This window comes from Blastococcus saxobsidens, assembly GCF_010682065.1.
Lineage (GTDB): Bacteria > Actinomycetota > Actinomycetes > Mycobacteriales > Geodermatophilaceae > Blastococcus > Blastococcus saxobsidens_B.
In genome coordinates this window covers 184,659-196,253 of sequence record NZ_JAAGWG010000007.1, presented here as the reverse complement: position 1 = coordinate 196,253, position 11,595 = coordinate 184,659, and the positions used below count along the sequence as shown (strand labels likewise).

Here is an 11,595-nt window from a genome sequence, read left to right as displayed (position 1 = left end):
CGCGACCCGTCGGGGTGATCCTGCCCACCGGGTGCGCCGTCGGGCATTCCTGAACCGGCGGTCCCGCACGTAACCTGCGAGCACGATGTGGCAGCTCAGCAACGGTGTGCGCTTCTACCCATGGGGCAGCCGGACCGTCATCCCCGACCTCCTGGGTCAGCCCGTGCCCGCCGACCGGCCGCACGCAGAGCTGTGGGTGGGTGCGCACCCCGACGAGCCGAGCGTCCTGTCCGACGGGCGGCCGCTGGACAAGGCGATCACCGCCGAGCCCGAGACCCTCCTCGGCGGGCCGGTGCTGCAGCGGTTCGGCCCGCGGCTGCCGTTCCTGATGAAGGTGCTCGCCGCCGAGACGCCGCTGTCGCTGCAGGCCCACCCGACGACGCAGCAGGCCGCGGCCGGGTACGCGGCCGAGGAGGCCGCCGGGATCCCGCACGACGACCCGACCCGCACGTTCAAGGACCCGTTCCACAAGCCGGAGCTGCTGCTGGCGCTCACCACCTTCGAGGCGCTGTGCGGGTTCCGGCCGGTGGAGGAGTCGCTGCACTGCCTGGCCAAGCTCCAGGTGCCCGAGCTCAAGCCGACGATCGCCGCGCTCGCCCGGGGTGGGCTGCGGGCGGCGATCCCGCAGCTGCTGGCGCTGACGGGGGAGCGGCGCACGGAGCTGGTGTCGGCGGTCTCGACCGCTGCCGCACGGTTCGTGGCGGCGCACGACCCGGAGTTCATCAACACCTACCGCTGGGCGGCGACGCTCGCGGAGACCTACCCCGGTGACCCGGGCGTGGTCATCTCGCTGATGTGCAACCACCTGAAGCTGGCGCCGGGCGAGGCGGTGTTCCTGCCCGCGGGCAACCTGCACGCCTACCTGTCGGGCGCCGGCGTCGAGGTGATGGCGAGCTCGGACAACGTGCTGCGCGGTGGCCTGACCGCCAAGCACGTGGACCTCGCGGCGCTCATCGAGGTGCTGGACTTCTCCGACGGGCGCGTGCCGGTGCTGCACCCCGTGCTCGGTCCGGGTGGCCTGCGCTACCCGGTGCCGGTGGCCGACTTCGACCTCACCCGCGTGCACCTGGACGAGCAGTCGGGTGTCCTCACCACCCGGGGGCCCCAGCTGCTGCTGTGCACGGAGGGGGCGGCCGTCCTGGCCTCGGTCGACGGTGAGCTGAGCCTGGAGAAGGGCCGCTCGGCGTTCGTCCCGGCCGGCGCCCCGGTCAGCGCCCGCGGCCCCGCCGTCCTCTACCGGGTGACGACCAACCTGTCCTGATCTTCGGCAGGCCCGGCGTAGGCGGTGCTGCGGTGTCGCGTGGCGTCGGTCAGTATGGCGGGGATGCACCATCAGTGCCGGCCCCGTGTCCGACCGCCCGGGGTGTCGGCCGGATAGCTGGGAGGCGCCTGCATGCTGTTGTCCGTGGTGGTCCCGTGCCACGACGAGGAGCGGGTCCTGCCCGAGCTCGTCGCCCAGGTCACGGCGGTGCTGGAGAGCACCACGGCCGACTTCGAGTTCGTGCTGGTCGACGACGGCAGCCGGGACCGGACGACCCAGGTGCTGCAGGAGCTGAACGCAGCGGATCCGCGGGTCCGGTACGTCTCGCTCAGCCGGAACTTCGGCAAGGAGTCGGCGATGCTGGCCGGCCTGGCCTACGCACGTGGCGACGCCGTCGTGATCATGGACGCCGATCTGCAGCACCCGCCGCGGCTGCTGCGCGAGATGCTGGAGCTCTGGGAGCAGGGGCACGACCAGGTGGTGGCCCGGCGGAACCGCGAGGGCGACGCCTTCGGCCGGAGCCTGCTGTCCCGGATGTACTACAAGCTGGTCAACTCGCTCGTCGAGGTCCGCATCGAGGACGGCGTCGGCGACTTCCGGCTGCTGAGCCGCCGCGCGGTCGACGCGCTGCTGCAGCTGGGTGAGTACAACCGGTTCTCCAAGGGGCTGTTCGCCTGGATCGGCTTCCCGACGGCCACCATCGACTACCGCAACGAGGCCCGGTTCGGCGGGGACACCAGTCGGTGGACCCTCCGCAGGCTGCTCAACTACGGCATCGACGGCGTCATGTCGTTCAACAACGCTCCGCTGCGGCTGGCCATCTACGTGGGTCTGGTGGTCACCACGCTCGCCTTCGGCTACGCCGGGTACCTCGTCGTGGCGGCCATCGCCGGAGGCATCGTGGTGCCCGGCTACGTCACGCTCGTCGCCGCGGTGATCGGCCTGGGTGGGCTGCAGCTGCTGTTCCTGGGCGTGATCGGGGAGTACGTCGGCCGGATCTACTACGAGAGCAAGCACCGACCACACTTCCTGGTCGCGGAGGCGAGCGACGAGCTGGCACCGGACGAGCAGCGCCTCAGGCCGGCGCCCCGGCGCACCACCGTGATGGTGGGCAACTGGGTCGCCTCCGACGTCCCCGCCGACGCGGACGGGCGGTACGCGCGTTCCCAGCTGGCGCCGGAGGGCACGGACCGCCGGCCCTCCAGGTGAGAGCCGACCGTACGACCCTGCACCACGCCTTCCGGTTCGCCGTCGTCGGTGTGGTGAACACCGGCGTCTACTACGGCACGTACCTGCTGCTGAGCACGGTGTCGCACTACCTGGTGGCACACCTGGTAGCGATCCTGGTGGCAATGGTCGGGTCGTTCCTGCTCAACTGCTACTGGACGTTCCGCACCCGCCCGACGTGGCGGAAACTGGCCCTCTTCCCGCTGACCAACGCGACCAACTACGTCATGACCACGGTCGGTGTCGTCGTGCTGGTGGAGTGGGTCGCCGTGGACGAGCGGCTGGCTCCGCTCATCGCCGCGGTGGCCGCGATCCCGGTGACCTTCCTGCTCTCCCGCCGACTGTTGACCGGACGCCCGGCCACCGCACCCGGTCGGGACGCCGAGCCCGGTGCGGATGCTCCGACGCCGCGGGGCGTGCCCCGATGAGGGGTTCGACCGGCGTCCAGGCGGCCGTGGGCGCCGAGACGTCGCCGGCGACCGGGAGCGGCCCCGCGGACGAGGTCCCCGGCGCACCGTCGGCGGCGGTGCCCGGTCCTTCCTCCCACCGGAGCCGCCGGGTGCCGGAATGGCTGGTCACCCTGGGTATCGGCGCGGCGGCCTGGGTGATCGGTGCGATTCCCTACGTGCAGCAGCGGCTCTTCTACTACGTCGGCGACCAGTACGAGCAGTTCGCCCCCTTGTGGCACGTCTTCGGCCAGCGGTTGCGGAACGGCGACTGGGTGACCATGGACCCGGCCGGCTGGATGGGTGGCAACTACGCCGCCGAGGCCCTGACCGGGATCTGGAACCCGGTCAACCTCGCGAACTTCGTGCTCGTGTCCTACTTCGACGACCTCGCGCAGGCGGCAGCCGTGGTCATGGTGGAGTTCCTCGGGCTGCTGGCGATGGGCACCTTCCTCGTCGCCCGCGAGCACGGCGCCCGCCGCTGGCCTGCGGCCGTGGTCGCGCTCGCCGTCCCGTTCTCCGGCTTCACCCTCTGGTACGAGGCCGCCGGATGGCCCGCGGGGCTCATGGCCTTCACCTGGGTGACCTGGTTCTGGTGGGCGGCCCGCAGGCACGCCCGGGGCCGCCTCAACCCGTTCGTCCCCTTCCTCGCCGGTGCCCTCGTGATGACGACCGGTAACCCCTACGGGGCGCTGGGCATGGTCGTCGTGCTGACGGCGCTCGGTGCCGAGCTGCTCCTGCGACGCCGCTACACGAGGCTCTTCCACCTGGTCGTGATGGGCGCCTGCGCCGGCCTCGTCGCGCTGCCGGTGTACCTGCCGCTGCTCGGCGCCGGGGAGGTCTCCTTGCGCCAGGACCTCGCCGTCCTGGCCAACGACACCTTCCTGGTGCCCGATCTGGGCGATCTCGCCGCCGCCAGCTCCCCGACCTACCTGCCCTCGATCACGAACTGGGGCGGTGCGCTGCTGGAGACCCAGCCGTCGACCTACCTGGCCTGGTTCGTGCTGCCGCTGCTGCCGTGGCTGCGCTGGTCGAGGCTGCGTCGCCGGGCGCGGTCGCTGGCCGGGCTCCTCGGCATCGCCGGGTTCTACCTCCTCGCCACCTTGGGCCCTTCGAACCTGTGGTTGTTCCGCTGGCCGGTCCGGCTGGTGGAGTACCTCTACCTGGCGGTGGCGGTCCTCTTCGCGGTGGTGCTCTCCGCCGGCCTGGCGACCGACGTCCCCCGTCGGCGGGCCGTGGCCAGCGGCGCGATCGTGCTGGGCGGCGGCTACCTCGCCTGGGCGGTGCACCCGAGCGACCTCGACCGGGTGCACGCCACCGGGCTGCTGCTGGTGGCGACCGCGACCGCCCTCGCCGTGGTGGTCGGCCGGCGGCGCGGTCTGCCGGCGCTGGGGGCCGTGCTGGTCGCCGGCACGATCGCCGTCGTCGCCTTCCAGACCGCTGCCCTGCCGTACCGGCCGGGTGGGTTCGGCCTGCGGGCCGCCTCGGACCTGACCGCACTCGCCGGCGGGACGACGGCCTACGAGGGGACGGCGCTGCAACTGGCACGGCACGACGTGATCACGACGGAGCAGATGAGGGACGGCGAGATCACCTTCGGCAACCTCGTGCGGGCGACCGGCACCGCGACGGTGGCCAGCTACAGCGGTATCGGCTTCCAGGAGTTCTCCGACGCACTCTGCATGGACTATCGGGGAGCCACGTGCCCGGAGGCGTTCGGCCGGCTGTGGCAGCCCGCTGGCCCGGGGTACCCGGTGCCGCTGGTCGACGCGCTGCGCGTCTCGACCCTGGTGCTGCAGCGGGACCTGCTGGGGGACGAGGTCGTCGACGGGCAGCCCCCGCCCGGCTGGCGGGTCGTGGAGCGGAGCCCGGTGCGCGCGGTGTGGGTCCGTGACGAGCCGTACGCCGACGAGGGGCGGGTGTCGTGGACCTCACCCGCCATCGAGGTGCTGGCCGACTCCGCGGAGGAGGCCGATGAAGTGGTCCGGTACCGCGCCGAGGATGCCGGCCGGGTGCTCTTCGCCCGGCTGGCGTGGCCCGGGTACTCCGTCACCGTCGACGGCGACGAGGTTCCGGCGATCGACGGCCCGGCCGGTCTGCTGGCCGTGTCGGTGCCGGCCGGTGAGCACACGCTCGCCCTGGAGTACACCCCACCAGGACTGCGGGTGGGGGCCGCCGCCGCGGCCGGCGCGGGGCTGGTCGTGGTCCTGCAGTCGGGACTGTGGTGGTGGCAGCGTCGACGCACGCGCAGGCGGCAGGCCGGCCGATAGCCGCTCCGGTCGCCCCCCGTCCCGGACGCTCCGGCGGACGGCGGTGCAGCGATGGCCGGCCCGGTCAGGCTCTTGCCGGCGAGGTTGGTGAGGAACGGGGTGGTGGCCCAGCGCGAGCGGTGGATGGTCCACGGCTTCGACTCCTCCGAAGGCTGCCGGAGGACAACCGGCCGCACGTGTGTGCGGGTGCCTTCGCCGTCGGTGCGCTGCCCGATGTGGCCGGCGCCGGGTCGGTGGTCGGCTGGTTCGCGGACACCCTTCCGGCGTTTCCGGCAGCCAACTCGGGGACCGTGGACTTCGTGCACGTCGACGGTGACCTGCACTCCTCGGCCGTGACGGTCCTCGACCTGGTCGGCTCCCGGCCGGCCGCGGGATGGGTGCTGGCTTCGATGCTCTTCGACTTCCCGGGCCGGGAGGAGCGCGAGTACCGGGTCCTGCTGCGGGCTGACGAGACGACAGCCCGCGAGATAGCTCTCCGTCGGTCGCTGTGAACAGAGAGTCATGATCTGTCGCTTGGTGGCGGAGAGGGGTAGATCGGAGGCTGAGCGGGCACGAACCCGGTTACCTTTCTCCCATGCGCCGGCGCTCGAACGGAGACGACACCTTGGTGATGGCCGTCCAGCCACAGGCTGTCCCAGCCTCAGTCCCTGCCCCCGCACGGCACCCGGCCCAGCGCCGTGGCCGTCTGCTCGCCCAGCGCACGCTGTTCGACGGGCCCACCCCCGATGTCCCTCCCGAGATGTACTTCACGACGGTCGCCGGGGTCGCGGTCCGCGAGCGCGGCAGGCTGAACCTCGACGGCCACGCCACGGTGTCGACCAACACCTACTTCGGTCGCTTCCCGGCCTCCTACTGGCAGCGCTGGACCTCCGCGCGCTCGGTCGACCTGCATGCTGTCGTGAGCGGGGCCGGGCTCGTCCGCGTCATGGCCTCCGACAGCAAGGGGAAGCCGCGCACGGTCGCGACGCAGCGCGTCCAGGACGCTCACGAGCAGTCGCTCACCTTCGCTCTTGCACTCGACCGCTTCGTGGACGGCGGCGCGTTGTGGGTCGAGTTCGAGACCGACACCGAGGGCCTTCTCGTCGAGAACGTGGAGTGGTCGGTCGCTGCCATCCGGCCACGGAGAGCGACCGCGGTGGTCATCTGCACCTACAACCGGGCCGACGACTGCCTCGCGACCCTGCAGACGCTGGCGGCCGACCGCGCGGTCGCGGGTGAGCTCGCCGCGGTGTACGTCGTCGACCAGGGCACCGACACCGTCGACAGCCGCCCCGGCTTCGCCGACGTCCACCAGGCTCTCGGCTCGGCGCTGCGCTACATCCGCCAGCCCAACCTCGGGGGGGCCGGCGGATTCACTCGCGGCATCTACGAGGCGGTCCGCAACGAGACCGTCGAGCGGGTCAACCTGCTGCTCATGGACGACGACATCCGGCTCGAGCCCGACACCGTCGTCCGGCTGAGGGCCTTCGCCGACCGCGCCGACGAGCCGGTGCTCGTGGGCGGCCAGATGCTGAACCTGCTCCACCCGGACCGCTTGCACGTCGGCGCGGAGTCGGCCGACCTGTCCATCCTGCGGGCCGGCAAGCCGGTGGCCGACGCGCTCACCAATGCGGACGTGACCGAGGAACAGCAGGACCTGCGGATCGACGGTGACTACAACGCCTGGTGGACCTGCCTGATCCCCTCGGAGGTCGTCTCGGCGATCGGCTACCCGCTGCCCGTCTTCTTCCAGTGGGACGACATCGAGTTCGGCCTGCGCGCGCGGGCGGCCGGGTTCCCGACCGTGACCCTCCCCGGCGCGGGGGTCTGGCACGCGGACTTCTCGTGGAAGAACTGGGACGACTGGTCCCGGTACTTCAGCTACCGAAACTCCCTGATCACCAGCGCCCTGCACAGTGACTTCGACCGGCGGCGTATCACCGACCACCTGGCCAAGCAGCTCATCGACGCCGTGGTGTCCATGCGCTACGGCCTGGCCGCGCTCCTGATCCGTGCGGTGGAGGACTTCCTCCGTGGGCCCGACGTGCTGGCCGACGGCGGGACGAAGACAGCGGCGGAGGTCCGCAAGCTGTGGGCGTCCTACCCCGAGACCACCAATCACCCCGCCTCCGCGGTTCCGGGCGTGGCGGCGGTCGACATGCAGCGGACCGCGCCGGCGGGGCATCCGTCGATGCTCGGGCTGGTGCTGGCCAAGCGGATCGCGTGGCAGCTGCGCCGCCGCAACCGCGGGACGGCCGCCATCAACGCGGCCGACGCGCACTGGTGGCACGTCTCCCTGTTCGACACCGCGGTGGTGACCGACCCCTCCCAGGAAGGGGTCCGACTGCGTCGCTTCGACCGCGACGTGATGCTGCGGTTGGCGCGGCAGGGCGGAACGGTGCTGGTACGCCTCATGCGGGAGGGCGCCGCTGCCCGCGAGAGCTGGCGCGCTGCCCTGCCCGAGCTCTCCGACCGGCAGACCTGGACACGCCTGTACGAGGGCACCTGACGGAGGCGAGCAGTCACGGGTTCGTCCGGACCGGACGGCCGGCCGCGATGCATCGGGGCCTGACCGCGAGACCCTGACGTCGAAGGGGCCAGCGTGTCGCGGCAGGGGGCGGGCGCCGCCGCGCCTAGCTTCGGGGCGCTGTCTTCTCGCCCCGGGGGATCTGTCGTGACCGCTCGCTCCACCCGTCCGCGTCGTTCCGTCCCAGGGGCACTCGCCGCCCTCGTGGCGCTGACCCTGCTCGGCGGGTGCGCCGAGACGGCGCCGTCGACCGAGTCCTCGTCCCGGGAGACTCCGCCCTCGCTGAGCGCTGCCGAGCTGGACGCGGCCGCGGCGGCGGCCGATGCGGCGCTCGCCGAGCAGGAGACCGCGGAGGCGGCCGTCGAGGCCGATCGCATCGCGAATGCGGCCGGCATGCTCGACGAGACGAGCACCCGGGCCGTGGTCGGCACGGCCGCGCCCACCTCCGCGCTGGCCGCCCTCGCGGCACTCGAGGTGAAGGGCCGGGCCCCGCGCACCGGCTACGACCGCGGCCTGTTCGGCTCCGGCTGGGTGGACACCGACCGCAACGGCTGCGACACCCGCAACGACGTCCTCGCCCGCGACCTCACCGGTGAGGCCTTCAAGCCGGGCACGCGCAACTGCGTCGTGCTCACCGGCACGCTGGCCGACCCCTACTCCGGCCGCAGCATCGACTTCGTCCGCGGACAGGGCACCAGCGACGACGTCCAGATCGACCACGTCGTCGCGCTGTCCGACGCCTGGCAGAAGGGCGCGCAGGGCTGGGACACGACCACCCGCACCGCCTTCGCCAACGACCCGCTGAACCTGCTGGCCGTCGACGGCCCGCTGAACATGCAGAAGGGCGACGGCGACGCGGCGACCTGGCTGCCGCCGGTGCGCGGGTACCGCTGCGCCTACGTCGCCCGGCAGGTGGCCGTGAAGGTCCGCTACGGCGCCTGGATCACCCAGGCGGAGCAGAACACGATGGCCACCGTCCTGAGCAGCTGCCCGGACGAGCCACTGCCCGGCGGGGTCGTCGCGGAGCTGCCCGCTCCGGCACCCGCTCCCGCCCCCGTTCCCAAGCCCGCGCCGGCACCCGCTCCGGCCCCCGAGCCCGCGCCTGCGCCTGCGCCCGCGCCTGCGCCGGCTCCTGCACCGGCACCCGCTCCGGCTCCTGCCCCCGCGCCGAGTGCCTTCTACGCCAACTGCTCGGACGTCAAGGCCGCCGGGGCGGCACCCATCCGGGCCGGTGACCCCGGCTGGCAGCCGAAGTTCGACCGCGACGGTGACGGGGTCGGCTGCGAGTCCTGACTCCAGTCGGACGGGATTCGTGCCGAAGTAGGTGGGGCACAACCGATCCGTTCGAGCCGGGAGGGCCGTCCCTCTCCGGGCCGCCGTCCTATCCTGGGCTGCGGCACGAGCCCCGCCGAAGCCTCGGCATGCTCGCTCATTCTCAGCGACCCCTCAGCGCCCGCCGGACCACGGCCGGGCGCGGACACTGGAGCGACATGACCGCCAGCACTGGCACCCGCACGCTGACCACGCCCACCGGCGAGGCCGACCACAAGGTCGCCGACCTCTGCCTCGCGCCGTTCGGCCGCAAGGAGATCCAGCTCGCCGAGCACGAGATGCCCGGCCTCATGGCCCTGCGCGCCGAGTACGGCGACGCCCAGCCGCTGGCCGGCGCCCGCATCGCCGGTTCCCTGCACATGACCGTGCAGACCGCCGTCCTCATCGAGACCCTCACCGCGCTGGGCGCCGACGTGCGCTGGGTCAGCTGCAACATCTTCTCCACCCAGGACCACGCCGCCGCCGCGATCGTCGTCGGCGAGGGCACCCCGGAGGAGCCCGCCGGCGTGCCGGTCTTCGCCTGGAAGGGCGAGACGCTGCCCGAGTACTGGTGGTGCACCCAGCGGCTGTTCGAGTTCCGCGACTCCTCCGGCGAGGTCGTCGGCCCGAACATGCTGCTCGACGACGGCGGCGACGCCACCCTGCTGATCCACCTCGGCACCCGCTTCGAGGCCGACGGCGTCGTCCCCGACACCACCGAGGCCGACTCCGAGGAGTACGGCGTCATCCTCGAGACGCTCCGCGGCACGCTCGCCGAGGACGGCGGCTACTGGACCCGCATCGGCCAGGGCATCACCGGCGTCACCGAGGAGACCACCACCGGCGTCATGCGGCTCTACGAGCTCGCCCGCGACGGCCGCCTGCTCTTCCCGGCCATCAACGTCAACGACTCGGTCACCAAGAGCAAGTTCGACAACCTCTACGGCTGCCGGCACTCGCTGATCGACGGCATCAACCGCGCCACCGACGTGATGATCGGCGGCAAGGTCGCCGTCGTCTGCGGCTACGGCGACGTCGGCAAGGGGTGTGCCGAGTCGCTGCGCGGCCAGGGCGCCCGCGTCATCGTCACCGAGATCGACCCGATCAACGCCCTGCAGGCGGCGATGCACGGTTACGAGGTGACCACGCTGGACGAGGTCATCGGCAAGGCCGACATCATCATCACCGCGACCGGCAACAAGGACATCATCTCGGCCGAGCAGCTCGGTCAGACCAAGCACCAGGCGATCATCGGCAACATCGGGCACTTCGACAACGAGATCGACGTCGCCGGCCTGGCCAGGACCCCGGGCATCACCCGGACGACGATCAAGCCGCAGGTCGACGAGTGGCGGTTCGCCGACGGCCACACGATCATCCTGCTGTCCGAGGGCCGGCTGCTGAACCTGGGCAACGCCACCGGGCACCCCAGCTTCGTCATGAGCGCCTCGTTCTCCAACCAGGTCCTCGCCCAGATCGAGCTGTGGAACAACCGCGCCGCCTACGAGGGCCAGACCCCCGGCGTCACCGTGCTGCCCAAGAAGCTGGACGAGCACGTGGCCCGGCTGCACCTCGACGCGCTCGGCGTGAAGCTGACCGAGCTGTCCAAGGTGCAGGCCGACTACATCGGTGTGCCGGTCGAGGGTCCCTACAAGAGCGACCACTACCGCTACTGAAAGGACCCGGCCGCTCCCCGCGACACGCTTCGCGCGCCTCGGGTCCCTGCGGCCGGGCCGATCCGTCCCGGCACCCCAGAAAGCGAGCCTTCCGGAACCGGAAGGCCCGCTTTCTGGGGCGTCTCACCCGGGCGGGTGGGACAACTTCTTGCGTGATCAGCGCAGAATGGTCGCCGTGCCACCCACCGCTCCCCAGAACGGGCCCAGTCGCGGCCGTGTCCTGGTCGTCGACGACGACGCCGCCCTCGCCGAGATGCTCGGCATCGTGCTGCGGCGCGAGGGGTACGAGCCTGCGTTCGTCTCCGACGGCAACCGCGCGCTCAGCGTCTTCCAGCAGACCCGGCCGGACCTCGTCCTCCTGGACCTGATGCTGCCCGGCCGCAACGGCCTGCAGATCGCCCAGGACATCCGGCAGCAGTCGTCGGTGCCCATCGTCATGCTCACGGCCAAGGGCGACACGATCGACGTCGTCCAGGGGCTGGAGGCCGGCGCCGACGACTACGTGACCAAGCCGTTCAAGCCGGTGGAGCTGGTGGCCCGCGTGCGGGCCCAGCTGCGCCGTGGCGAGACCGGCCAGGCCGAGAACCTGAGCATCGGCGACGTGCAGATCGACGTCCCGGCGCACCAGGTGAGCCGCGACGGCGTGCCCATCGCTCTCACCCCGCTGGAGTTCGACCTGCTGGTGGCGCTGGCCCGCAAGCCGCGGCAGGTGTTCACCCGCGAGCTGCTGCTCGAGCAGGTGTGGGGCTACCGGCACGCCGCCGACACCCGCCTGGTGAACGTGCACGTCCAGCGCCTGCGCGCCAAGGTCGAGCGCGACCCGGAGAAGCCCGAGGTCGTGCTGACCGTGCGCGGGGTCGGCTACAAGGCCGGCCCGCCCTGACCGTGGTCGCCGGGC

The 11,595-nt window shown here is 72.1% G+C and carries 9 protein-coding genes; all 9 read left to right on the top strand.

Annotation, left to right across the window (positions count from 1 at the left end):
* The first annotated feature begins 85 nt into the window (after window positions 1-85).
* The 9 genes from manA to mtrA all read left to right on the top strand — a co-directional run bounded on the left by manA (window position 86) and on the right by mtrA (window position 11,580).
* A complete protein-coding gene (gene manA, locus GCU60_RS06265) occupies window positions 86-1,261 on the top strand; it encodes a mannose-6-phosphate isomerase, class I (RefSeq protein WP_163203275.1) in 1,176 nt (391 codons plus the stop codon).
* Between the two features lie 132 nt (window positions 1,262-1,393).
* Window positions 1,394-2,470, top strand: a complete 1,077-nt coding sequence (locus tag GCU60_RS06260) for a glycosyltransferase family 2 protein (RefSeq protein ID WP_163203273.1) — start codon at window positions 1,394-1,396, stop codon at window positions 2,468-2,470.
* Window positions 2,467-2,916: a GtrA family protein gene (locus tag GCU60_RS06255; protein WP_204261504.1), complete on the top strand. Its 450-nt coding sequence runs from the start codon at window positions 2,467-2,469 to the stop codon at window positions 2,914-2,916. Before GCU60_RS06260 ends, GCU60_RS06255 begins: the two co-directional genes overlap by 4 nt.
* Window positions 2,913-5,204 carry a hypothetical protein gene (locus tag GCU60_RS06250; protein WP_204261503.1) on the top strand — a complete coding sequence of 764 codons (2,292 nt, stop codon included), beginning with the start codon at window positions 2,913-2,915 and terminating at the stop codon, window positions 5,202-5,204. Before GCU60_RS06255 ends, GCU60_RS06250 begins: the two co-directional genes overlap by 4 nt.
* 176 nt (window positions 5,205-5,380) lie before the next feature.
* Window positions 5,381-5,695, top strand: coding sequence for a class I SAM-dependent methyltransferase (locus GCU60_RS06245; protein WP_163203271.1), 315 nt, complete (start codon window positions 5,381-5,383; stop codon window positions 5,693-5,695).
* A 248-nt stretch (window positions 5,696-5,943) separates the two neighbouring features.
* The gene (locus GCU60_RS06240) at window positions 5,944-7,692 is read left to right on the top strand and encodes a glycosyltransferase (protein WP_204261502.1); all 1,749 of its coding nucleotides are present in this window, start codon (window positions 5,944-5,946) and stop codon (window positions 7,690-7,692) included.
* A gap of 165 nt (window positions 7,693-7,857) precedes the next feature.
* Entirely contained in the window at window positions 7,858-9,003 is a 1,146-nt protein-coding gene (locus GCU60_RS06235; protein WP_163203269.1) for a GmrSD restriction endonuclease domain-containing protein, read from the top strand.
* 197 nt (window positions 9,004-9,200) lie between these two features.
* Window positions 9,201-10,697, top strand: a complete 1,497-nt coding sequence (gene ahcY / locus GCU60_RS06230) for an adenosylhomocysteinase (RefSeq protein WP_163203267.1) — start codon at window positions 9,201-9,203, stop codon at window positions 10,695-10,697.
* 166 nt (window positions 10,698-10,863) lie between these two features.
* A complete protein-coding gene (gene mtrA / locus GCU60_RS06225) occupies window positions 10,864-11,580 on the top strand; it encodes an MtrAB system response regulator MtrA (RefSeq protein ID WP_163203265.1) in 717 nt (238 codons plus the stop codon).
* The last annotated feature ends 15 nt before the right edge of the window (window positions 11,581-11,595 follow it).